The sequence below is a fragment of the Streptomyces sp. NPDC088147 genome, assembly GCF_044741565.1.
In the GTDB taxonomy this organism is placed as follows: Bacteria; Actinomycetota; Actinomycetes; order Streptomycetales; family Streptomycetaceae; genus Streptomyces.
The window spans coordinates 597,490-619,479 of sequence record NZ_JBIUSY010000002.1 but is presented as its reverse complement, the minus strand read 5'-3'; the positions used below and the strand labels follow the sequence as shown (position 1 = coordinate 619,479).

Here is a 21,990-nt window from a genome sequence, read left to right as displayed (position 1 = left end):
GCGCCATGAGCGGTACGAGATGAGCCCCGCGCGATGAGCCGCACCCCACCTCGGAGCACACCCGTCTCCCGCCCTTCGCTCCGCGCGCCCGTGGCCGGGCGCTCCAACGCCCTGCCCGCCGGGGCCTGGTGGCTCTGGGCGCTCGGGCTGGCCGCCGCCGCGTCCCGTACGACCAACCCGCTGCTGCTCGGACTGCTGGTCGGGGTCGCGGGCTATGTGGTGGCGGCCCGCCGTACCGACGCGCCCTGGGCCCGTTCGTACGGCGCGTTCATCAAGCTGGGGCTGGCCGTGATCGTCATCAGGCTGCTGTTCTCGGTCGTCCTCGGCTCTCCCGTCCCCGGCGAACGCCTCCTGGTCACCCTGCCCGAAGTACCGCTCCCCGGCTGGGCGGCGGGGGTACGGATCGGTGGCCGGGTGACGGCCGAACAGCTGGTCTTCGCGCTGTACGACGGCGCGAAGCTGGCCACGCTGCTGATCTGCGTGGGCGCGGCGAACGCGCTCGCCAGTCCGGCCCGGCTGCTCAAGTCGCTGCCGGGCGCGCTGTACGAGGCCGGGGTCGCCGTCGTCGTCGCCATGACCTTCGCGCCGAACATGGTCGCCGATGTCGGGCGGCTGCGTACCGCCCGCAGGCTGCGTGGCCGGCCGACCGGCGGGGTACGGGCGGTGCTCCAGATCGGACTGCCGGTTCTGGAGGGCGCGTTGGAGCGTTCGGTGGCGGTCGCGGCCTCGATGGACGCCCGCGGCTACGGGCGCACGGCCGAGGTCCCGCGCGCCGTACGGCACACCACCACCGCGCTCACGCTCGGCGGGCTGCTGGGCGTCTGCGCCGGTTCGTACGCGCTGCTCGCCGCCGAGGGCGCGGGCTACGGGCTGCCGCTGCTGGGCGCCGGGCTGGCCGCCGCGCTGGCCGGGCTGCGGCTCGGCGGCCGGCGCTCGGTCCGTACCCGCTACCGCCCCGACCGCTGGGGCGTCCGCGCCTGGCTGGTGGCGGGGTCGGGCGCGGCCGTCGCGGCGCTGATGATCCGGGCGGGGGCCGTCGATCCCGCGGCGCTGCACCCCGGTGTCGTCCCGCTGGTGGCGCCGGTGCTGCCGCTCTGGCCCGCGGCGGGGGCGCTGCTCGGGCTGCTGCCCGCGTTCGTCGCGCCCGTACCCACCCCCTCCCCGGCGGAACTTCCCGCACAGAGAAAGACGGCACCGTGATCCGGTTCGAGCAGATGTCGGTGACGTATGGCGATGCCCCGGCGCCCGCGATCGCCGGGGTCGACCTCACCGTGCCCGAGGGCGAACTCGTCCTGCTCGTCGGCCCCTCCGGGGTCGGCAAGTCGACATTGCTGGGGACGGTGTCCGGTCTCGTCCCGCACTTCACCGGCGGTCTGCTGCGCGGCCGGGTGACCGTCGGCGGCCGGGACACCCGCACCCACAAGCCGCGCGAACTCGCCGATCTGGTCGGGACCGTGGGCCAGGACCCGCTGGCGCACTTCGTCACCGACACCGTCGAGGACGAGCTGGCGTACGGCATGGAGTCGCTGGGCCTGGCGCCCGATGTGATGCGGCGCCGCGTCGAGGAGACGCTCGACCTGCTGGGCCTGGCCGAACTGCGCGACCGGCCGATCGCCACGCTCTCGGGCGGGCAGCGGCAGCGGGTCGCGATCGGCTCCGTGCTGACCCCGCACCCCAGGGTGCTGGTGCTCGACGAGCCGACCTCGGCGCTCGATCCGGCGGCGGCCGAGGAGGTCCTCGCCGTGCTGCAACGGCTGGTGCACGATCTCGGTACGACGGTCCTGCTCGCCGAACACCGGCTGGAGCGGGTGGTGCAGTACGCGGATCAGGTCATCCTGCTGCCGGGCCCGGGACAGCCCCCGGTCGTCGGCGACCCGGAGCGGATCATGGCGGTGTCGCCGGTGTATCCGCCGGTGGTGGCGCTGGGCCGGCTGGCCGGCTGGCAGCCGCTGCCCCTGTCCGTCCGGGACGCGCGGCGCGGGGCGGCGGGTCTGCGGGAGCGGCTGGCGGGCCGGGAACCGGACCCGGCGGAGGGTACGGGGACGGCCGCTCCCCCGGCGGCGCCCGCCGCCCGCACCCCGCTCGGCAGACTCCTGCGCCGCCGCGTGACGGCGGAGCGGGACGGCGCCCCCGACCGCACCGGGCCTCTCGCCGTCGTCACCGGACTCGCGGTGCGGCGCGGCCGGACCGAAGCGCTGCGCGCGGTGTCGCTGACCGTCGCGCCGGGCGAGACCGTCGCGCTGATGGGCCGTAACGGCGCGGGCAAGTCCACGCTCCTGTCCACCCTGGTCGGGATGGTCGCGCCGGCCGCCGGATCCGTCCTCGTCGGCGACCGCGCCCCGCACCGCACCCCGCCGGGCGAACTGATCCGGCACGTCGGTCTCGTACCGCAGGAACCGCGCGATCTGCTGTACGCCGACACGGTCGCGGCCGAGTGCGCGGCGGCGGACAGCGACGCGGGCGCGGAGCCCGGGAGGTGCCGCGCGCTCGTCCATGAACTGCTGCCCGAGGTCGCGGACGCGACGCATCCACGCGATCTGTCCGAGGGGCAGCGGCTGGCGCTGGCCCTCGCGGTCGTCCTGACCGGACGGCCGCCGCTGCTGCTCCTGGACGAGCCGACGCGCGGCCTGGACTACGCGGCGAAGGCCCGGCTCGTCGGGGTGCTGCGCGCGCTGGCGGCCGAGGGGCACGCGATCGTCCTGGCGACCCACGATGTGGAGCTGGCCGCGGAGCTGGCGCACCGGGTGGTGATCCTGGCCGACGGCGAGATCGTGGCGGACGGCCCGACGGCCCGGGTGGTGGTCTCGTCACCGGCCTTCGCGCCACAGGTGGCGAAGGTCATGGCGCCGCGGGAGTGGCTGACGGTGACCCAGATCCGTACGGCGCTGGCGGCGACGGCCGCGGAGGCGCCGGGGGCCACAGGGTCCCCTGACGCTCCAGGGGCCGCGCAGGGCCCGGCCTGGAAGCCGGAGGAGACGGAATGACGGCGCCGGCCCCCAGGCCCCCTCGGACCCGCACCCCACGGACCCGGACCTCCCGGACCCGGACCCCCTGGCCCCGCATCCCCTGGCCCCGGACCCCCCGGGCGGGCACCTCCCAGGCACGTACCTCCCAGGCGCGCATCCCTGGGGCGCGCGCCGTACGGCTCGGCCCTCGCGCGGTCTGCGCCCTCGCTCTCATCGGCGCGATCGGGGTGGTCGCCTTCGGCTGGCCGCTGCTCGCCGACCGCGCGTCCGGACTCGCGCACTCCCAGGACGCGCCCTGGCTCTTCGCCGCGCTGCTCCCGCTCCTCGTCGGCGTCGTCGTCGCGACGATCGCCGATTCCGGGCTGGACGCGAAGGCCGTGGCGATGCTCGGGGTGCTGGCCGCCGTCGGGGCGGCGCTGCGGCCACTGGGGGCCGGTACGGCGGGACTTGAGCCGATGTTCTTCCTGATGGTGCTGAGCGGCCGGGTCCTCGGACCGGGGTTCGGTTTCGTACTCGGCTCGGTCACGATGTTCGCGTCCGCGCTGCTCACGGGCGGTGTCGGGCCGTGGATGCCGTTCCAGATGCTGGCGATGGGCTGGTTCACGATGGGCGCCGGGCTGCTGCCGGGCCCCGACCGGCTGCGGGGCCGCGCCGAGTCGCTGATGCTGGCGCTGTACGGGGCGTGCGCGGCGTTCGCGTACGGCACGGTCATGAACCTCCAGGGGTGGACGTATCTCGGCGGGCTCTCCTCCGGCGTCTCCTTCCATCCGGGCGATCCGGTCCACGACAATCTGGCGCGCTTCCTGGCGTACTGCGCGGCGACCTCGTTCGGCTGGGACCTGGGCCGGGCGGCGCTGACGGTCGTCCTGACCCTGACGGTCGGCACGACCGTGCTCAAGGCGCTGCGGAGGGCGACGCGCAGGGCCGCGTTCGAGGCGGAGGCGAGCTTCGAGGACCCGTCGGCCGGGGCCTGAGCCCGGTCCACACGCTCGGCACGGTCCACACGCTCGGTACGGTCCACGCGCTCGGCACGGTCCCGCGGCCGGGGCCTCAGCCGGCCGGGGCCCGCCGCTCCGCGCTGTCGTCCGCACCACGCGTACCGGCACGTCCGGCGCGTCCGTCCCCCTCGGGGAACGGGTCCGCCTTCACGAGCGCCGCCGCCCGTGGCAGCAGCTTCCGCGGGCCCGCCAGCAGATACGTCAGCCCGAAGCCGGCCCCCACCACCGCCGCGCCGCCCACCGCGTCGAGCACCCAGTGGTTGGCGGTGGCGACGATCGCGCACACCGTGAAGAGCGGGTGGAGCACCCCGAGCAGTTTCATCCACCCCTTGGGTGCCAGGACGACGATCACCACGCCGCACCACAGCGACCAGCCGAAGTGCAGCGACGGCATCGCCGCGTACTGGTTGGTGAGCGAGGTCAGCGCCCCGTAGTCCGGGTTGGTCAGATCCTGCGGGCCGTGCGCGGTGTCGATGAAGCCGAGGCCGGGCATCAGCCGCGGCGGCGCCAGCGGGTAGAGCCAGAAGCCGACCAGCGCGAGCACCGTGGCGAAGGCGAGCGAGGAGCGCGCCCAGCGGTAGTCCGCCGGGCGGCGTACGTAGAGCACACCGAGGATCGCCAGCGGCACCAGGAAGTGGAACGACGAGTAGTAGAAGTTGAAGAAGCTCTCGGCCCACTTCACCTCCACGACCGTGTGGTTGACCCAGCGCTCGATGTCGATGCCGAGCGCCCGCTCGATCGAGTGGATCTGCCGGCCGTGTTCCTCGGCGGTCTCGCGACCGCCCGTCGCGGCGAGCCGGATCTGGGTGTAGACGGAGAAACCGACCCGGATGGCGAGCACTTCGAGCAGCAGGTTCGGCCGGCTGAACAGCCGCCGCCAGAACGGCAGCAGCGGTATCCGGCCCCAGCGCGCGGGCACGGGGCGCGCGTACTCGTTCGGGACGGGCTTCTCGGAGGACGGCGCGGTACGCGTCAGGAACGGCACCGCGCAGGCCGCCGCGAGCGCCGCGACCAGGGGGGCGTTCTCCCGCAGGGGTACGAGCACGCCCACGTTCGGCAGGAGCATCTTCCCCGGCAGCGTCATCACCAGCACCACGACCGCGGGCCACACCAGCCGGTCCCTGGCCCGTACGCCGACCCGGCCGACCAGCGCCAGAAGCACCCACAGCAGCTGGTGCTGCCAGGCGGTCGGCGAGACGGCGATCGCGACACAGCCGGTCAGCGCGACGGCCAGCAGCAGCTGCCCGTCCCGCGCGTAACGGACCGCGCGCCGCAGCCCCAGGAAGACGACGACCGCGGCCAGCACGACGAACAGCACCACTTCCAGGGGCCCTTCCAGGCCGATCCTGAGCAACGCGCCGTGCAGGGACTGGTTGGCGAGACTGTCGGGGCGCTCACCGAGGCCCGCGCCGGCCACATGGTGCATCCAGTACGCCCAGGAGTCGCCCGGCATCGCGAGCCACGCCACCGCCGTACCGGCGGCGAAGACCCCGGTCGTCGTCACGGCGGCCTTCTTGCGGCCGGTCAGCCAGAGCAGCGGTACGAAGAGCAGGATGGCGGGCTGGAACGCCGCGCCGATGCCCGTCAGCACGCCGGAGACACGCTCGCCGCGGGCGACGAAGCAGCCGAGCAGCACCAGCAGGACGGGAATGATGCTGGTCTGCCCGAGCGAGAAGCTGTTGCGCACGGGCAGCGACAGCATCAGCAGACTGATCGCGACCGGCGCGGCCAGCAGTCCGGTACGGCGCGACACCCGGCCGGGGAGCGCACGGGCCGCGACGAGGCCGAGGGCGACGACCAGGAGGAGCGTCCCGAAGGTCCACGCGATCCCGAGGCTCTGTTCGGCCGAGCGCGCCAGCGGTTTGAGTACGAGGCCGGCGAACGGTGTTCCGGTGAACTTCCCGGTGTCGTACAGCGAACCCGTCACATGCAGCACGCCGTTCTCACCGATCCAGGTCTCCAGATCGGTCAGCCGTTCACCGGGCGGATGCCGGAGCACCGCCGCCGCCTGTCTGACCGCCAGTACGGCGACGACCAGCCAGAGAACCGCGCGGGCCGCGCCGAAACCGTTCCCCGTCGTACCCGCCGCCGCACCGCCGTGCACGCTGTGCTCCGCATTCACCACGCCGCGCCGACCCTCCGTCCGATTAACGCCGTCCCTGAGGCACAGAGCCTCGCACTGCCCTGTCGGGAAGACTCAGGCAACCCCCTCTTCGCCTGACTGTCATCCATGTTTTGTCCTGATGCCCATGATTTCCGGACTTGCGAGGACAACAGGACGGGCCGGCGACGGACAATGAGTCCGGTATCCCTGTCACCACTCAGCCACCTCCCGTACCGACGACCTCCCGTACGACGAAAGGCCCTCATGTCCCAGGAGCAGTGGAACGCGGTCGAGCACTACTTCACCGATCGGCTCGTACCCGCCGACGAGGCGCTCTCCGCCGCGCTCGCCGCGAGCGACGCGGCCGGTCTGCCCGCCATCAGCGTCGCCCCGAACGAGGGCAAGTTGCTGCACCTGCTGGCCCGAGTCCAGGGCGCGCGCAGGATCCTCGAAATCGGCACGCTCGGCGGCTACAGCACCATCTGGCTGGCCCGCGCGCTGCCGGAGGACGGCAGGCTGATCTCGCTGGAGTACGACCCCGCCCACGCGGAGGTGGCCCGCGCCAATCTCGCGCACGCGGGCCTCGACAAGATCACCGAGGTCAGGACGGGGCCCGCGCTGGAGTCGCTGCCCGTTCTCGCGGCCGAGGACGCGGGCCCCTTCGATCTCGTCTTCATCGACGCGGACAAGAAGAACAATCCGCACTATGTGGAGTGGGCGCTGAAGCTCACGCGTCCCGGCAGCGTGATCATCGTCGACAACGTCGTGCGGAACGGGGCGGTCGCCGACGCGGACAGCACCGACGCCGCCGTGCTGGGCACGCGGCGCGCGATCGAACTGATGGCGGAGCACCCGCGGCTGTCGGCGACCGCGGTCCAGACGGTGGGGTCCAAGGGGTACGACGGCTTCGCCCTCGCCCGCGTACTCGACTGACCCGGCCGGGCGACCGGACCCGGCCCCGGCCCCGGCCCCGGGAACACGAGGACGGAGGCGGCGGGCCGTCCCTTGCCCGCCGCCTCCGAGTCTGCTGCCGCCGGCCTCCGCGTCAGCTCCGCAGGAGGTCGCGGTTGCGGCCGACGCGACGGGGGCGGCTCACCGCGGCGTCCTCGGCGTGGGCGAGGATCAGCCGCTCGAACAGCTCACGCGCGCCGACGATCGCCTCGCGCAGCTCCTCCGTACTCGCGGCGCGCCCCTCCTCCGCGGCCATGTGACGCAGTACGCGGTATCCGTTCACCTGGTGCGGAAGATGGACGGAGAGGGCGTCGAACTGGTCGTCGCGGTGGTCGGCCGCGGGGTAGCCGCGCTCCTCCGCCAGCCGGACCACCAACTCGTCGGCCGCCGTGACCGCTTCGCGCGGGGAGTCGACGAAGCGCTCCTGGAGACCGGCCCAGTGGGCCACGTACTGTTCGCGCCGTTCCCCGGCGAGGGTGCGCGGACGCAGGCCGCCGTGGCGCTCGACCCGCGCGGCCAGTTCACGTTCGGCGGCCTTGGGGTCGCCGTCGTGCCGGGCGAGGACGTGCTCGTACTCGGGGCCGAACCGGCGCTTCAGTCCTCCGCGTCCGATCCTCCCGCCGCGCCCGCCTCCCCTGCCGAGTCCCGCGTACAGGACCGCGGCCACCACACTCACAAGGGCCACGGTCAGGGCTGCGACGATCAGTACGGTGGACATGACTGCCTTCCTGTTCCGGCTCGGCTGGGCCAGGGCCCGTCGTGCACGACACGGCACCGAGGGTGACGGATCGCTCTTCCCCTCGGGTTGCCCCGATTCCGGTCCTCAAACAGCCGGGTTCGGACGCGGCGCGTGACGGCCGCCGGGCGGAGGGCCGGACGGGCGGTCGGACGTACGGCCTGACAGGCCGTCAGACGGGCGGCCCGGCGGCGTGGTCCGACGGGCGGCCGGGCGGCCGGGCGACGTGGTCCCCGGGCGGTCCCGGGACGCGTGGACGCTCGCTGTCCGAGCCGCACATCTCGCTGGTCAGCTCGTGCACCAGCGCCACCAGATCGGTCGGCCGGTCGGGCCCCCACCAGTCGCCCAGCAACTCCGACAGGGAATCCTCGCGCGCCTTCGCCAGAACCTCCGCCGCCCGCGCGCCCCGGTCGCTGAGCGTCAGCCCCAGCCCCTCGCGCCGCGCCAGCCCCCGGATCTCCAGCTGCCGGGACGCGTCGGTGATGGTCCTGAGCGGTACGGGCGTGACGTCCGCGAGCAGGGCGGGTTCGACCGAGCCATGGCGTCTGATGCGCAGCAGCAGCCAACTGGCCGCCGGGAGCAGGTCGTACCCCGTCTTCGCGGAGATCGTCTCGTAGATCCGCCGGTGTCCCTCGCGGGTGCCGAGGAGCGACAGGGCGCGGGCGCACTCGTCGCGCGAGGAGCGCTCGACGGGGTTGGACGCCAGGGTCTCGGTGATCTCCGGAGCGGTCACCGAGCCGCGCAGCGTGTCCTCCTTGAGGAACCACGCGACGAGGAAAGCGAGGAGCACGACCGGCACGGCGTACAGGAAGACGTCGGTGATGGAGGTCGCGAACGCGTGCAGTACGGGGGGCCGCAGCGCGGCCGGCAGCCGGCCGATGGCGTGCGGGTCGGACGAGATGTCGGCCGGTGCCACGCCGGGCGGCAGCGTCTGGCCGGCCAGCGCGGTGCTGATCTTGCCGCTGAGCAGATTGCTGAAGATCGTGCCGAAGATGGCGACGCCGAAGGAGGCGCCGATGGAGCGGAAGAACGTCGCGCCCGAGGTGGCGACGCCCAGGTCCTCGTAGCTGACGGAGTTCTGGACGGCCAGCACGAGGATCTGCATGACCAGGCCGAGCCCGGCGCCGAAGACGAAGAGATAGACGCTCATCACCCAGGTGCCGGTGAACTCGGTGAGCTGGTGGAGCAGCAGCAGTCCGACGGCGGTGATGCCGGTGCCGAGGACGGGGAAGACCTTCCAGCGGCCGGTACGGCTGACGATCTGCCCGGAGAGGGTCGAGGTGATCAGCAGTCCGAGCACCATGGGCAGCAGGTGCACCCCGGACAGGGTGGGGCTCACGCCCTGCGCCACCTGGAGGAACGTCGGCAGATAGGTCATCGCGCCGAACATCGAGAAGCCGACGATGAAGCTGATGAGCGCGACCAGCGTGAAGGTCCTGAGCCGGAAGAGCCGCAGCGGCAGTACGGGTTCGGCCGCGCGCCGCTCGACCCGTACGAAGACGGCGAGGAGCAGCAGCCCGAGGAGCGCGAGCCCGATGGTCTCCGGCGAGCCCCAGGCCCAGGTGGTGCCGCCGAGCGAGGCGACGAGCACGAGGCAGATGGCGACGGACGCGATCAGGAAGGTGCCGAGGTAGTCGATGGTGTGCGCGGTCCTGCGCACCGGGATGCGCAGCACGGCCGCGATGACGAGGAGGGCGACGATGCCTATGGGCAGATTGATGTAGAAGACCCAGCGCCAGCTGAGCGACTGGGTGAAGAAGCCGCCGAGCAGCGGGCCGAGCACGCTGGTCGCGCCGAACACGGCCCCGAACAGGCCCTGGTACTTGCCGCGTTCGCGCGGCGGGACGATGTCCCCGACTATCGCCATCGACAGCACGATCAGCCCGCCGCCGCCGAGCCCCTGGAGTGCGCGGAAGCCGATGAGCTGGGGCATGTTCCGGGCGATGCCGCAGAGCGCGGATCCGATGAGGAAGATGACGATCGCGATCTGGAAGAGCTTCTTGCGGCCGTACTGGTCACCGAGCTTGCCCCAGAGGGGCGTGGCGGCGGTGGAGGCCAGCAGATAGGCGGTGACCACCCAGGACAGATGCTCCAGGCCGCCGAGGTCGCTGACGATGGTCGGCAGCGCGGTGGAGACGATGGTCTGGTCGAGCGAGGCGAGCAGCAGGCCGAGCAGCAGAGCGCCGATGGCGACGAGGACCCCGCGCGGGTTCCGGCCCTCGCCGGGGACCGGACTCAGGGCCGGGGTACTCACTTCCTGGGCCATGGGGGTATCTCCTTCTGAGCCATGGGGCATCTCCTCGGGTTCGCCGAATCTCCATCCTGGCCGCTTCGGACCGTTCTGTCCCGTTATGTCGTACGAGGCGACGGCCTCTCACGCGCCCCGCGCGCGCCGGGGCCCCACCGGGACCCCCGTGCGTCGCACTCCGTTCGGATACGGGCTGCATAATCGGCGGCAGTTCAAGGGGAGGGGACCCACGTTGACCGGACAGCTCTGTCCCGATTGCGGTACGCCGCGCGCCGCGGACGACAGACCCGGCTGCGACTGCGGGAACGCGCGAGAGACGGCGGCGGGAAGCGCGGCGGGGCGGGCGGCGGAGATCGCGGCGGCCGAGGATTTCGATCCGCTGCGAATACGGCCGTACGTGACGTTCGACGCGGAGTCCGAGGCGCCGCGGTCGTTCCGTACGGCGGGCCCGCTGCCGCCGCTCGCACCGACGGGCGGCCCCGCCGCACCGCCGCCGCCACCGGCCGGAGCCGGCGAGGATCACCCGGCGCCGCCGCCCGTCCGGCGCAAGCCGTACCGAGCGGTGGCGATCGGCGCCGCGGCGGTGGCGGTGATCGGCACCGTGGCGTTCGCCGGGAAGGTCCTCTCGCGGGACGCCGGAGAGGAACGGGCGCGGCCCGACGCGGCGCACACCTGGCTGCCGTCGATGAGCCCGGCCGACGCCTCGCCGTCGGTGACGCCCACACCGACCCCGACCCCGACCCCGTCGGCGACACCCCCGGCCGCCGCGCCCCCGCCGCCCGCCCCGGCCCCGAGCGCGTCACGGCCGGCCGGCACGAAGACGGCCTCGCCCTCCGCCCCGAAGCCCGTGAACGAGCCGTCGCGGGAGCCCGGCCGGACACCGGCGGGCACCTCACTGGGGCCGGGCGACTCCGGGCCGGAGGTCGTGAGGCTCCAGCGGCGCCTGGCGGAGATCCGGCTCTTCCACGGCGACCCCGACGGCCGGTACGACGACCGCGTTGCGGGTGCCGTCACGCTCTATCAGTCGTACAAACGGATTGACGGTGACCCTCGGGGCGTCTACGGACCGGACACCAGACGGGCCCTGGAGGCCGACACCCGGGGTGCCGGTCGCCGCCACTGAGCCGCTTTGTATAATGACGAAACAAAGTGGTTCCGCCCGTTCACCCTGACCGGCGGGCGGAGCCACTTGTCCTGCCCACACCGCTCGCCCCGCCGGCCCCGCTTGTCTCTGCTTCCGCGCTCTGGAGTCCGCCGATGACGGCCACCGCTTCCACCACGACGTCCGTCCTGACCGCCCGTGCCCTCCTGCTCGACATGGACGGCACACTCGTCAACTCCGACGCCTCCGTGGAGCGCTGCTGGCGTCTCTGGTCGCGCGAGCACGGCCTGGACCCCGAGGAGGTCCTCAAGGTCGTCCACGGCCGCCAGGGGTACGCCACGATGGCCGTGCTGCTCCCGGACCGCCCCATGGAGCAGAACTACGCGGACAACCGCCTCATGCTCGCCCAGGAGACCGCCGACACGGAGGGGGTCGTCCCGATCCCCGGCGCCCCGGCCTTCATGTCCGCCATCGCCGAACTCCCGCACGCCCTGGTCACCTCGGCGAACGTCGCCCTGTCCGACGCACGTATGACGGCGGCGGCCCTCCCCATGCCCAGGATCCGCGTCACGGCCGAGAACGTCAGCGCCAGCAAGCCGCACCCCGAGGGCTTCCTCCTCGGCGCGGCCACCCTCGGCTTCGCGCCGGAGGACTGCGTGGTCTTCGAGGACTCCGAGGCCGGCATCGAGGCGGCACGAGCGGCGGGCATGCGCGTGGTGGGCGTGGGCCCGCGCGCGAAGGCGATGTCGCCGGACGCGCATGTCGAGGACCTCACCCGACTCCGCGTGGAAGCGCTGCCGTCGGGCGAGATCGCGCTGCGCTTCGGCTGATCCCCCGGTCCGGGTCCCACCCGGGTCCGGAGCCCGGCATCGCGCGAGGTGCGGGGCGGGATGGGGAGCGGGGCACCGAGCCGGGCGCGGCGCACGGGACTCATTCGTCCCGGTGCAGCCGCCCCCGTGCCACCAGTTCGAGCACCACGCCGACCGCCACCGCCTGCACCGCCATCAGCGCCACCAGCACGAACAGCTGGACGGCCCCCGCCAGCACCGGTGACGCGCCGCCCAGCAGCATGCCCACGAACGCGCCGGGCAGCGTCACGAGCCCCACCGTCCGCGTCTGATCGAGCCCCGGCAGCAGCGCGTCCGCCGCGGCCGGTCTCGCCACCTCCATACGCGCGTCACGGTCCAGCAGCCCGAGGGCGAGCCCCGCCTCCACCTCCCCCCGCCGCGCGCGCAGTTCGTCGAGCGCCCGCCGGCCGCCCAGCACCGTCGCGGTGAGCGCGCCGCCGATGAGGATGCCGGTGATGGGGATGATCGCGATGCCCTTGGCCGGCACGACCCCCGTGAGCAGCACCGCGGTCATGACGGGCGCCACCCCCGCCCCGATCGGCACGGCCGCCCACCACCAGGTCCTGTTGCCGGTGACCCGGCGGCCCGCGGTCCGTACGGCGACGGCGTACATGAGCGCGACGAAGCCGAGCAACGGCGGTACGGCGCCGACCACCCACCCGATCACCAGGGAGACCACGCCGAGTTGGACCGCGGCCCTGATCCCGGCGACGGCGATTTCGCGGGCCCGGCCCAGCTGGGCGAACGCGGCCACCGCCACGGCCACGATCAGCAGCGCGCCGAGCACGACCCCGAACGTGATATCGACCCGCAGAAGCACGGCCCCACCCTATGCCGCGCCCGGCCGCGGCACGGCGCACCGGCCACGCCCCACGGCGTATCGGCCCGTACGGCCCGGCCGTCCCCGTACCGCCCGCACGCCCCGCGCGCCCGGCCGCGCCCCGGCGCACCGCCCCGCGCCGATCTCACCAACCTCGCCCGGATAGAACACAATTGCCCACCCCTCAGGAAGAGCGGATTCCCCCGACCCCCTTGATGTGACGTGCTCATGTCGTCACTCTGTTACCTGAAGCCCACCTTCCGGAAACCCACCGCGACCACGATGGCGGCCGGGCCCACGGCCCCGCACGGTCCCGTACGTACGGCCCAGGTACCACATGGCCCAGCCCCCCACGGCCCCACCCGTACCACCCCGCATGGTCCCGTCAGGTTCCCCCCACTTCAAGGGAGTTCACATGTCCGGTGTCTACGCGCGTCGAATGTCCCGTGCCGGCGTCCTCGCCGCCACGGCCGCTCTCGCCGGCGCCACCACCCTGCTCACCGCCCCCTCGGCGCAGGCCGCCATGCCCACCCCGGTCAGCGCCTCCACGGCGCGCAGCTACCTCGGCCAGCTGACCGTCCAGGCGGAAGGTTCCTCCAGCGGTTACAGCCGCGACCTGTTCCCGCACTGGATCACCCAGTCCGGCGCCTGCAACACCCGTGAGGTCGTGCTCAAGCGCGACGGTTCGAACGTCCAGCAGGACTCCAGCTGTGCCGCCGTCAGCGGCTCCTGGTACTCCGAGTACGACGGCGCCACCTGGACCGCCGCGTCCGACCTCGACATCGACCACATGGTGCCGCTCTCCGAGGCGTGGAAGTCGGGCGCGAACAGCTGGAGCACGGCGCAGCGGCAGGCCTTCGCCAACGACCTGACCCGCCCGCAGCTCATCGCCGTCACGGACAACGTGAACCAGTCCAAGGGCGACCAGGACCCGGCCAAGTGGATGCCGTCGCGCTCCGCGTACAAGTGCACCTACGTCCGCGCCTGGGTGCACGTGAAGTACTACTACAACCTGAAGATCGACTCCGCCGAGAAGAGCGCGCTCCAGAGCGCCCTGAACGGCTGCTGAGCAACCACCCCAGCGGTCCCGCGGTCCCTCCCGTCGACTCCGTACGGTCGTTCCGTACCGTACGGGGCGACGGAGGAGGCTTTTATGACCCGGCTGCGCCTGGGACCACTGCTGCGGTACGTCGACGGGGACGGCGGCGGCACCGCGACCGTATGGGTCGAGGCCGACCGGCCGTCCACGGCGGAGGTCCGCTGCGAGGACGGCGCGTACGGCACCGCGCGTACGTTCCACATCGCCGGCCACCACTACGCGCTGGTCCCGGTGACGGGTCTGGCCCCCGGCACCGACACCCCCTACGAGGTGCTGCTCGACGACCGCCGTGTCTGGCCGCCAGAGGACTCGCGGTTCCCGCCGAGCACGATCCGCACCCCGGCCGTACCGGCCGCCGGACTGCGGGTGTCCTTCGGCTCCTGCCGCTGGGCGTCACCGCCGCACGACGAGCCCGACCCGATCGGCCCGGACGCGCTCGACACCCTCGCCACGCGCATCGCGGGCGACCCGGCCGCCGCGCGCCCCGACGTCCTGCTGCTCCTGGGCGACCAGGTGTACGCGGACGAGACGTCGAAGGCCACGCGGCGGCGGCTGGCCGAGCGCCGCGATCTGAGCGAGCCGCCGGGCGCGGAGGTGGCGGACTACGAGGAGTACACCCACCTCTACGACGAGTCCTGGAGCGACCCCGCCGTGCGGTGGCTGCTCTCCACCGTCCCCAGCTGCATGATCTTCGACGACCATGATCTGATCGACGACTGGAACACCAGCGCCGCCTGGCTGGCCGACACGCGGGCGAAGCCCTGGTGGCAGGAGCGGGTCCTCGGCGGCCTGATGTCGTACTGGGTCTACCAGCACCTCGGCAACCTCTCCCCCGCCGAACTGGCGGCGGACACGCTGTACGCGGCGGTCCGCGCGGAGCCGGACGGCACGGAACTGCTGCGGCGCTTCGCCGCCGAGGCCGACCGCGATCCGGCGTGCGCGCGCTGGAGTTACCGGCGCGACTTCGGGCGTACGCGGCTCGTGATGGTCGACTCCCGCGCCGCCCGGGTGCTGGCGGAGCAGGACCGGGCGATGCTGGACGAGGCCGAGGCGCGCTGGGTACGCGACCAGGTGCTGGACGGCCGGAGCCCGAAGGGCCGGGGTACGGACGGCCCGGACCCGGACCCGGACAGCGGACGACGCCCCGACGGCGCGGTCACGCGCGGACCGTACGACCACCTTCTGATCGGCACCTCACTGCCCTGGCTGCTGCCGCCCTTCATCCATGACGTCGAGTCCTGGGACTCCGCCCTCTGCGGCGGCGAACGCGGCCCCCGCTGGGCGCGGTTCGGCGAGCGGCTGCGCAGAGCGGCCGACCTGGAGCACTGGGCCGCCTTCCCCGACTCCTTCGAAGAGCTGGCGGCGCTGATCGCGGAGGCGGGCAGCGGCCCCGACGCCCCGGCGACGGTGTGCGTCCTGTCCGGCGATGTGCACCACGCGTATGTGGCCGAGCCCACCTGGACGACGGACGGCGGCCCGGACGGCCCCGACGGCTCCTCCGACAGCCCCGGCGGCGCGCACGGACCGGACGCGCGGGTCGTGCAGCTGACCTGCTCACCCGTGCACAACTCCATCCCCGGCTATATGAAGCTGGGCTTCCGCTTCGGCTGGAGCGGGGCGGCCCGGCGGCTGGGGCATGTACTGGTCCGGCACGGGCGGGTCGCGCGGTCGTCCGTCAACTGGCGCAAAACGGGCGGCCCCTGGTTCGGAAACCAGCTGATGACCCTGACGCTGCGCGGCCGTTCCGCCGATCTGCGACTGGAACAGGCCCGCGCGCACGGGCGCGCCCCCGAAGCGGGCCGGATGCCCGGCGCGGAGCTGGTGACCGTACAGGAACGGTCCTTGACGCCCTGACCGGCCTCCGGACGGCCGTCGGACGCCGGGGGCCCGGCGGCGGTTCCCCGATCCGCCGACAACGTTGCCGTGATCATTCCCACACGGCGTGATGTTTCACCCAAGGGTTCGAACTCGCCACGCACGAACGGCATGATGAGCGGACTACTCGCTTCCAGCACCCCACCCGCCCCGGGAGTCACAGCTTTGTGCGATGTACGGCAGCCCCTGCCCCGCTCTCTCGCAGTCGTCGGCGCCGGTCCCCGTGGCACCTCGGTCCTCGAAAGACTCTGCGCGTCCGTGCCCGAACTGGCTCCGGACGTGCCCCTCACCGTGCATCTCATCGACCCCGCGCCCCCGGGCGCGGGGCTCGTCTGGCGCACCGACCAGTCCGCCGAGTTGCTGATGAACACCGTCGCCTCACAGGTGACCGTCTTCACCGACGACAGTGTCGAGTGCGACGGTCCGATACTCCCGGGTCCGAGCCTGTACGAGTGGGCCACGTCCCGGCCGGACGAACGGCTCGGCCCCGACGACTATCCGAGCCGTGCCGCCTATGGCCGATATCTGGAATGGGCCTTCCACAGAACGGTAGAGAACGCGCCGGAGAGCGTGACGGTCATCGTCCACCGGGCCCGTGCGATCCGGCTCGATGACGACAGCGACGGCGTGGCCCTGGACGCGTCAAACCCGTCCGCCTCACCTGTTTCACCCCAAACGCCCGGTAGCTCCACCGCGCACCGCCCCACACAAACGCTCTTTCTCGACGATGGCACGACGATTTCCGGCCTCAGCGCCGTTGTGCTCGCGCAGGGCCATCTGCCGGTGGTTTCCGGCCAGACCCAGGCGGCCCTCGCGGAGTACGCGGTCCGGCACCGGCTCCGCTATCTGCCGCCCGCCAACCCCGCGGATGTCGATCTCTCGGCGGTCGCCCCCGGCGAACCGGTGCTGCTGCGCGGACTCGGGCTGAACTTCTTCGACCACATGGCGCTGCTGACGGCGGGCCGGGGCGGCCTCTTCACGCGCGACGCCGACGGCGTTCTCGTATACCACCCGTCCGGGCGTGAACCGCAGTTGTACGCGGGCTCACGGCGCGGAGTCCCGTACCAGGCACGCGGGGACAACGCGAAGGGCCCCTCCGGCCGGCACCTGCCGCTGCTGCTGACCCCGGATGTGATCGCGGTGTTCCGCAAACGCGCGGACGAGGGCGACCCGCCGGACTTCCTCCGGGAGATATGGCCGCTGGTCGCCAAGGAGGTGGAGGCGGTCTTCTACGAGGCGACGCTCCGCGCGTCCGCCCGCCCGGCGGGCTCGTGGGAGCGCGTCCTCGACCGGTTCCTCGCCGCGCCCCACGGCAGCCCGCAGGAGACCGCCGTCCTCGACGAGGCGGGGATCGCCCCCGCCGACCGCTGGTCCTGGGACCGGATCTCGCGCCCCCATCACGGGGAGACCTTCCGCGATCCCGCCGATCACCGCGCCTGGCTCCTCGCCCGTCTCCGCGAGGACGCGGCCCAGGCGGCGCTCGGCAATGTCCTGGGCCCGGTCAAGGCGGCCCTGGACGTGCTGCGCGACCTCCGCAACGAGGTACGGCAGATCGTGGACCACGCCGGTCTCTCCGGCACCTCCCGGCGCGATCATCTCGACCGCTGGTACACGCCTTTGAACGCTTTCCTCTCCATCGGGCCCCCACGCCGCCGTATCGAGGAGATGGCGGCCCTGATCGAGGCGGGGGTGCTGGACGTGATCGGCCCGCGGACGACCGTACGGACGGGGGACGGCGAGTTCACCGCCGAGTCCCCCGACGTCCCGGGGTCGCTGATCCACGCCACGACGCTCGTGGAAGCCCGGCTTCCGGAACCGGATCTCAGGCGCAGCTGCGATCCGCTGCTCTCCCGGCTCCTGAAGACCGGTCAGTGCCGGCCGCACCGCATCGGCGGTTACGAAACCGGTGGGCTGGACGTAACGCGCCGTCCATACCGCCTGATAGACCGTCGGGGGGAAGCCCACCCACGGAGGTTCGCGCTCGGTGTGCCCACGGAAGGAGTCCACTGGGTGACGGCGGCGGGAGCGCGCCCCGGGGTCGACTCGGTGATGCTCTCGGACTCCGACGCGGTGGCACGTGCCACCTTGCAGACACCGGACATACCGCGCCCCGAATACGCGACGCGAATTGATCCTCAGCTGAATGTTGAACTTGCAAGCATTGATTAGGCGTCCCTAACGTGAGGAAGGAGTTTCTCATCGGTCCAGACCAATGATCGAAGGAGTACACCCCCCATGTACGCACGTCTCAATCGTGCCCAGCCCTATGCGCTCGGCCTGTTCCGCGTGGTCGTCGGGCTCCTCTTCGCCTGCCACGGCGCGGCTTCGCTCTTCGGGTACTTCGCCAAGGACACCGTCCCCGCCGGCGCCTGGCCAGGCTGGTACGCCGCCGTCATCCAACTCGTGGCCGGGGCCCTCGTACTGCTCGGCCTCGGCACCCGGGTGGCCGCGCTGCTGGCCTCCGGCTCCATGGCGTACGCGTACTTCAACGTGCACCAGGGCGACGGCCTCTTCCCGATAGAGAACAACGGCGAACCGGCGGCCATGTTCTGCTGGGCGTTCCTGCTCATCGTCTTCACAGGACCGGGGGCGTTCGCCCTGGACCAGCTGTTCGGAACGCGCGGCACCGGCGGCCGGTCCGGGGAGGAGAGGCGGGATCAGCGCGCGGCCGTGGCCGCCTGATCCGCACCGGACCCACCGGGTGCCCGGACCGCCCGCCGGGTCCGGGCACCGGCATGCGGGGTCCGGGCACTGACATACGGGGTCCCCGCCGGGTCCGGGCCAACCCGGTCGATCCGCCCCTCCCGCACACGCGTACGCTGGCTGATCCGCAGCCGCCACCGCCGCTCCCCCGCGACATCGAGGCGCTGTCATCGGGACCGGGCGGGAAGTGACGTAGGTGCTGGAGAGTCTGGGGTCGCTGGCGGGCAGCCCATGGATCTACGCCGTCGTGGCCCTCTCCGTGCTGTTGGACGTATTCCTTCCGGTGCTGCCCAGCGGCGTTCTGGTGATCACGGCCGCCACCGCGGCCGCGGCGGGTACCACCACGGCCGCGGCCGGTACGACCACGGCCGCGGGCGCGACCGGCACGGTGGCGCAGGTACCGGAGGAAGTCCCCTCGCTGCTTCTGCTGATGCTCTGCGCGTTCAGCGCGTCCGTACTCGGCGATCTGGCCGCCTTCCGGCTCGCCAGGCGCGGCGGTGAGCGGCTCGGCCGGGCGATCGCCCGCTCCCGCCGTCTGACCACCGCGCAGGAACGCCTCGGCGGGGCGCTCGGCGGGGGCCGCGGAATCCTCGTCGTCATCGCCCGGTTCGCACCGGCCGGACGCTCGGTGGTCTCCCTGGGCGCGGGCGCGGCCCACCGCAAGGTGAGGGAGTTCCTGCCCTGGTCGGCGCTGGCGGCCGTCGCGTGGACGGGCTACAGCGCGGGCCTTGGCTACTTCGGCGGCCAGTGGCTCGGCACGACCTGGATCGGCGCGGGCGTGTCCGTACTGGCGCTGTTCGCGGCGGGCGCGCTCGCCGCGTACGTCATACGACGCCCGGCACCGGCACCGGCGACCGTCTAGGACGCCTGGCCCGCGTGGGGCGCGTCGGCCGCGCCGACCGCCCGGGACGCGGTACGGGCCGCTCCGCCCCGGACCTCGATCCCCCGGAGCAGCTTCGCGGTCGACTCCGCGATCTCGGCGACGGCCTGTTCGAAGACCTCGCGATTGTGCGCGGCGGGCGCGCGGAAGCCGGACACCTTGCGTACGTACTGGAGGGCGGCGGCGCGGATGTCCTCCTCGGTGGCCTCTTCGGGGAGGACGGGCGGGCGGAGGGTCTTGATGCTGCGGCACATGGTTCCAGTGTGACCGATGCGGTGTGCGCCCGTCAGGCCCCCGAACAGGACGGTGCTGGCCTGCGACAGAGGGAGAGGCGGAGGCGGAGGCGGATCGTGACGGACGGTGGCGGGCAGGCGCGGACCGGCCCTGGACTCCGTCCCCGCATCAGAACGGAATCGTGCCGCTCCCCGACACCCTCAGCCGCCCGCTGCCGATGGCCGTATGCGTGGCCACGACGGCGCCTTCCTGGCCGTCGGGGAACCTGATGCGTACATCTCCGCTGTCCAGCGCCGCACGCAGGGCCTCCCCCGCCTCCCCGGTCTGTACGCTGCCGCCCCACTGGCGCACCTCACCCGACAGGCTCGCGCTCAGTGTGGCCTCGACCGCGATCTCGGAGTCACCGGCGACGAGAGTCGCGGGCCCCTGGTAGTTGCTCATGGCCCCAGTGTGCGCCCAAGGACGCCGGTCTCCCACCACGGCGGCGCCCGGCCGCGCGGGAGAGTCCGTCAGCCGGGGTAATGGCTCAGCTCGACGAGATTGCCGTCGGGGTCGCGCACATACACGCTGACGAACGGCCCCAGCGCACCGGTGCGCTCCACCGGGCCCTCCTCGACCGGGACTCCCTGCGCCGCCAGCTCGGCGATCACCCGTTCGAGTGGGTCCGCGACCACGAAACAGAGGTCCGCGCTGCCCGGAGTCGGCCGCGCGGCCTTGGGCTCGAACTCATGACCCGCCCGATGCAGGTTGATCTTGCTCTGCCCGAAGGCCAGCGCGCGCCGCCCGTCGCCGAACACGACCGGCTCCATACCGAGAAACCGGGTGTAGAAATCGACGGTCGCCTCGATATCGGCGACGGTGAGGACGAGGTGATCGAGACGCTCCACGCGCATGCCTGCCACGCGCCCAGCGTAGCCACGACCCCGGCTGTCCCGCTCGGCCCCCGCTCGTCCCCGGTCGCCCCCGGTCAGCCGACGACGGGGCTGCGGCGCTCGATGAGCTGTACGTCCCGCCAGACCCCGTGCCGACGGCCGACGCGCTCACGGGTGCCGATGACCCGGAAGCCCGCGCGCCGGTGCAGCGCCAGACTCGCGGTGTTCTCGGGGAAGACGCCGGCCTGAATGGTCCAGATCCCGGCGGCCTCGGTCGAGGCGATCAGCGCGTCGAGCAGCGAACGCGCGACCCCCTGGCCACGGGCCTCGGGACGGACATAGACGGAATGCTCGACCACCCCGGCGTACGCGGACCGTCCGGACACCTTGGCGACGGCGACCCAGCCCAGCACCTGTTCACCGTCCGGCGCCAGCGCGACGAAACGGTGCCCGGCCAGCTTCCCCGCGTCGAAGGCGTCCCAGGAGGGGGCGGCCGTTTCGAACGTCGCGTCGCCCTCCTCGATGCCGGCCTGGTAGATCGCCAGCACCTGAGCGGCGTGCGCGGCAGTCAGCGGCCGTACGAGAACCCCGGCCTTCGTACTCACGAGACGGACCGCTTCGGCGCCTGGCACATGGTGATCGAACCCTTCGTCCACGGTCGCCCGGACAGGCCGGGGCCGTGCTGTGTCGCACCGCTCACGCGATCCGGGCAGCTCCGGGATGCTCTGACCAGCGCGTTGATCCATTGTTCCGCACGCGACTACGTTCGGCAATGACCGTACGTGAAGCGCTGCGAGGCCAGGAAGGAGAGAGCGTCCGGACGGCGCTGCTTCGAAGACAGGCCCTAGGGCGTGTTGCGAAAGTCCCGCCTGGCCTGCGGGCGGACGGCGCTACTTTCGCAACACGCCCTAGGCGTGTGCCTCGACCTCTCCGGCCATGACCTGGGGAGCGTTGGGAAGCAGTGACGCGAGATTGTCCCGTACGAAGTCCGATGCCCTCGTGATCGACTCATCGGCACCGGCTTGGTCCCGGAAGACGCTGGTCGAGAGGACCACTCCGTCCCCGGGATTGATCCAGTAGAAGGCCACGAAGCCAGGGATCCGGCGAACGAGGGGAATGAATCCCTCGTTCACGAGACGGCCCACCTCGGCAGGATCGGTTACCCCTTCGTACCGGCGGACTGCTGCGTACATGGCGCTCCTTGCGGGTTCGGGGCGGATCCTTTGCTGAGACGCCATACCCGCGCGGCAGTTGTCCGCCGCGCGAGGCGCTGGGCAATCACCGGAAAGACTGCCTCCGGTGACGCCAATGGCGCCGCTTGGCCGGACTGCCGCGTACCCGTGTACTACTGCTCACGCAAAAGACCCCGGACGAGGAGTCCGGGGCCGCTGCCGAACCCCGAGAGGGTTCCGCTCCAGGTCGGAGACCTGGAGCTGTGGTGGGCGCGGACGGTTTCGAACCGCCGACATCTGCTTTGTAAGAGCAGCGCTCTACCCCTGAGCTACGCACCCGTGGATGAGGCAACAGCGTACATGGCCCACGGGGCGGAGCCGT

20 protein-coding genes and 1 tRNA gene are annotated in these 21,990 nt (G+C 72.6%); 11 read left to right on the top strand and 10 right to left on the bottom strand.

Annotated features, from left to right (window positions below; genetic code table 11):
- Window positions 1–33 precede the first annotated feature (33 nt).
- From ACIOGX_RS07995 to ACIOGX_RS07985, 3 genes are read left to right on the top strand one after another with little or no spacing between them, the layout of a single operon-like run.
- Complete coding sequence (locus ACIOGX_RS07995) at window positions 34–1,200, top strand: energy-coupling factor transporter transmembrane component T (RefSeq protein WP_401911196.1); 1,167 nt, start codon at window positions 34–36, stop codon at window positions 1,198–1,200.
- Window positions 1,197–2,984: an ABC transporter ATP-binding protein gene (locus ACIOGX_RS07990; RefSeq protein ID WP_401911193.1), complete on the top strand. Its 1,788-nt coding sequence runs from the start codon at window positions 1,197–1,199 to the stop codon at window positions 2,982–2,984. Before ACIOGX_RS07995 ends, ACIOGX_RS07990 begins: the two co-directional genes overlap by 4 nt.
- Window positions 2,981–3,940, top strand: coding sequence for an ECF transporter S component (locus ACIOGX_RS07985; protein WP_401911191.1), 960 nt, complete (start codon window positions 2,981–2,983; stop codon window positions 3,938–3,940). The genes ACIOGX_RS07990 and ACIOGX_RS07985 overlap by 4 nt, the downstream gene beginning before the upstream one ends.
- 76 nt (window positions 3,941–4,016) lie before the next feature.
- Here ACIOGX_RS07985 and ACIOGX_RS07980 read toward each other — a convergent pair whose 3' ends face one another.
- On the bottom strand, window positions 4,017–6,089 hold the full coding sequence (locus ACIOGX_RS07980; protein WP_401911188.1) for a bifunctional glycosyltransferase 87/phosphatase PAP2 family protein: 2,073 nt from the start codon (window positions 6,087–6,089) through the stop codon (window positions 4,017–4,019).
- Between the two features lie 243 nt (window positions 6,090–6,332).
- On the opposite strand from ACIOGX_RS07980, the gene ACIOGX_RS07975 reads away from it, so the two are divergent.
- Entirely contained in the window at window positions 6,333–7,001 is a 669-nt protein-coding gene (locus ACIOGX_RS07975) for an O-methyltransferase (RefSeq protein ID WP_356506761.1), read from the top strand.
- 112 nt (window positions 7,002–7,113) lie between these two features.
- On the opposite strand, the gene ACIOGX_RS07970 is transcribed toward ACIOGX_RS07975, so the two are convergent.
- Together ACIOGX_RS07970 and ACIOGX_RS07965 are read right to left on the bottom strand one after the other, a co-directional pair.
- A complete protein-coding gene (locus tag ACIOGX_RS07970) occupies window positions 7,114–7,737 on the bottom strand; it encodes a hypothetical protein (protein WP_356506759.1) in 624 nt (207 codons plus the stop codon).
- A gap of 190 nt (window positions 7,738–7,927) precedes the next feature.
- Entirely contained in the window at window positions 7,928–10,021 is a 2,094-nt protein-coding gene (locus ACIOGX_RS07965; RefSeq protein ID WP_356506757.1) for an MDR family MFS transporter, read from the bottom strand.
- Window positions 10,022–10,235: 214 nt separating this feature from the next.
- Here ACIOGX_RS07965 and ACIOGX_RS07960 point away from each other — a divergent pair, with 214 nt between their 5' ends.
- Both ACIOGX_RS07960 and ACIOGX_RS07955 read left to right on the top strand, forming a co-directional pair.
- Window positions 10,236–11,126, top strand: a complete 891-nt coding sequence (locus ACIOGX_RS07960) for a peptidoglycan-binding protein (RefSeq protein ID WP_401911183.1) — start codon at window positions 10,236–10,238, stop codon at window positions 11,124–11,126.
- Window positions 11,127–11,260: 134 nt separating this feature from the next.
- Entirely contained in the window at window positions 11,261–11,935 is a 675-nt protein-coding gene (locus tag ACIOGX_RS07955; RefSeq protein WP_356506753.1) for an HAD family hydrolase, read from the top strand.
- A gap of 100 nt (window positions 11,936–12,035) precedes the next feature.
- Here the strand turns inward: ACIOGX_RS07955 and ACIOGX_RS07950 are convergent, their stop codons facing one another.
- Complete coding sequence (locus ACIOGX_RS07950; protein ID WP_383967684.1) at window positions 12,036–12,773, bottom strand: ABC transporter permease; 738 nt, start codon at window positions 12,771–12,773, stop codon at window positions 12,036–12,038.
- 415 nt (window positions 12,774–13,188) lie between these two features.
- Here ACIOGX_RS07950 and ACIOGX_RS07945 point away from each other — a divergent pair, with 415 nt between their 5' ends.
- The 5 genes from ACIOGX_RS07945 (at window position 13,189) to ACIOGX_RS07925 (ending at window position 19,312) form a co-directional block, all read left to right on the top strand.
- Window positions 13,189–13,842: an HNH endonuclease family protein gene (locus tag ACIOGX_RS07945; RefSeq protein WP_401765476.1), complete on the top strand. Its 654-nt coding sequence runs from the start codon at window positions 13,189–13,191 to the stop codon at window positions 13,840–13,842.
- Between the two features lie 84 nt (window positions 13,843–13,926).
- On the top strand, window positions 13,927–15,726 hold the full coding sequence (locus ACIOGX_RS07940; RefSeq protein ID WP_401911179.1) for an alkaline phosphatase D family protein: 1,800 nt from the start codon (window positions 13,927–13,929) through the stop codon (window positions 15,724–15,726).
- A 135-nt stretch (window positions 15,727–15,861) separates the two neighbouring features.
- Complete coding sequence (locus ACIOGX_RS07935; protein WP_401911176.1) at window positions 15,862–17,916, top strand: FAD/NAD(P)-binding protein; 2,055 nt, start codon at window positions 15,862–15,864, stop codon at window positions 17,914–17,916.
- 66 nt (window positions 17,917–17,982) lie between these two features.
- Window positions 17,983–18,429, top strand: a complete 447-nt coding sequence (locus tag ACIOGX_RS07930; protein WP_356506743.1) for a DoxX family protein — start codon at window positions 17,983–17,985, stop codon at window positions 18,427–18,429.
- Between the two features lie 217 nt (window positions 18,430–18,646).
- Window positions 18,647–19,312 (top strand): VTT domain-containing protein, encoded by a 666-nt coding sequence (locus ACIOGX_RS07925; RefSeq protein ID WP_356506741.1) that lies wholly within the window; start codon window positions 18,647–18,649, stop codon window positions 19,310–19,312.
- On the opposite strand, the gene ACIOGX_RS07920 is transcribed toward ACIOGX_RS07925, so the two are convergent.
- The 6 genes from ACIOGX_RS07920 to ACIOGX_RS07895 form a co-directional block, all read right to left on the bottom strand.
- Window positions 19,309–19,584 carry a DUF2277 domain-containing protein gene (locus ACIOGX_RS07920; RefSeq protein ID WP_356506739.1) on the bottom strand — a complete coding sequence of 92 codons (276 nt, stop codon included), beginning with the start codon at window positions 19,582–19,584 and terminating at the stop codon, window positions 19,309–19,311. The two genes, ACIOGX_RS07925 and ACIOGX_RS07920, sit on opposite strands and share 4 nt — an antisense overlap.
- 148 nt (window positions 19,585–19,732) lie before the next feature.
- A complete protein-coding gene (locus tag ACIOGX_RS07915; protein ID WP_129768724.1) occupies window positions 19,733–20,005 on the bottom strand; it encodes a DUF4873 domain-containing protein in 273 nt (90 codons plus the stop codon).
- 68 nt (window positions 20,006–20,073) lie between these two features.
- Entirely contained in the window at window positions 20,074–20,457 is a 384-nt protein-coding gene (locus tag ACIOGX_RS07910; protein WP_401912020.1) for a VOC family protein, read from the bottom strand.
- A 74-nt stretch (window positions 20,458–20,531) separates the two neighbouring features.
- Window positions 20,532–21,068 (bottom strand): GNAT family N-acetyltransferase, encoded by a 537-nt coding sequence (locus tag ACIOGX_RS07905; RefSeq protein WP_401911171.1) that lies wholly within the window; start codon window positions 21,066–21,068, stop codon window positions 20,532–20,534.
- A 276-nt stretch (window positions 21,069–21,344) separates the two neighbouring features.
- Window positions 21,345–21,629, bottom strand: a complete 285-nt coding sequence (locus tag ACIOGX_RS07900; RefSeq protein WP_401911168.1) for a hypothetical protein — start codon at window positions 21,627–21,629, stop codon at window positions 21,345–21,347.
- Between the two features lie 243 nt (window positions 21,630–21,872).
- Window positions 21,873–21,947, bottom strand: a tRNA-Val gene (locus ACIOGX_RS07895).
- Window positions 21,948–21,990: the final 43 nt, after the last annotated feature.

What these genes read in the sequence shown, in the direction of transcription:
- ACIOGX_RS07955 (WP_356506753.1), top strand. Translation starts at nt 11,261, where the DNA reads ATGACGGCCACCGCTTCCACCACGACGTCCGTCCTGACCGCCCGTGCC.
- ACIOGX_RS07970 (WP_356506759.1), bottom strand. Translation starts at nt 7,737, where the DNA reads ATGTCCACCGTACTGATCGTCGCAGCCCTGACCGTGGCCCTTGTGAGT.
- ACIOGX_RS07935 (WP_401911176.1), top strand. Translation starts at nt 15,862, where the DNA reads ATGAGCGGACTACTCGCTTCCAGCACCCCACCCGCCCCGGGAGTCACA.
- ACIOGX_RS07975 (WP_356506761.1), top strand. Translation starts at nt 6,333, where the DNA reads ATGTCCCAGGAGCAGTGGAACGCGGTCGAGCACTACTTCACCGATCGG.
- ACIOGX_RS07930 (WP_356506743.1), top strand. Translation starts at nt 17,983, where the DNA reads ATGTACGCACGTCTCAATCGTGCCCAGCCCTATGCGCTCGGCCTGTTC.
- ACIOGX_RS07915 (WP_129768724.1), bottom strand. Translation starts at nt 20,005, where the DNA reads ATGAGCAACTACCAGGGGCCCGCGACTCTCGTCGCCGGTGACTCCGAG.
- ACIOGX_RS07920 (WP_356506739.1), bottom strand. Translation starts at nt 19,584, where the DNA reads ATGTGCCGCAGCATCAAGACCCTCCGCCCGCCCGTCCTCCCCGAAGAG.
- ACIOGX_RS07945 (WP_401765476.1), top strand. Translation starts at nt 13,189, where the DNA reads ATGTCCGGTGTCTACGCGCGTCGAATGTCCCGTGCCGGCGTCCTCGCC.
- ACIOGX_RS07965 (WP_356506757.1), bottom strand. Translation starts at nt 10,021, where the DNA reads ATGGCCCAGGAAGTGAGTACCCCGGCCCTGAGTCCGGTCCCCGGCGAG.
- ACIOGX_RS07985 (WP_401911191.1), top strand. Translation starts at nt 2,981, where the DNA reads ATGACGGCGCCGGCCCCCAGGCCCCCTCGGACCCGCACCCCACGGACC.
- ACIOGX_RS07910 (WP_401912020.1), bottom strand. Translation starts at nt 20,457, where the DNA reads ATGCGCGTGGAGCGTCTCGATCACCTCGTCCTCACCGTCGCCGATATC.
- ACIOGX_RS07995 (WP_401911196.1), top strand. Translation starts at nt 34, where the DNA reads ATGAGCCGCACCCCACCTCGGAGCACACCCGTCTCCCGCCCTTCGCTC.
- ACIOGX_RS07900 (WP_401911168.1), bottom strand. Translation starts at nt 21,629, where the DNA reads ATGTACGCAGCAGTCCGCCGGTACGAAGGGGTAACCGATCCTGCCGAG.
- ACIOGX_RS07940 (WP_401911179.1), top strand. Translation starts at nt 13,927, where the DNA reads ATGACCCGGCTGCGCCTGGGACCACTGCTGCGGTACGTCGACGGGGAC.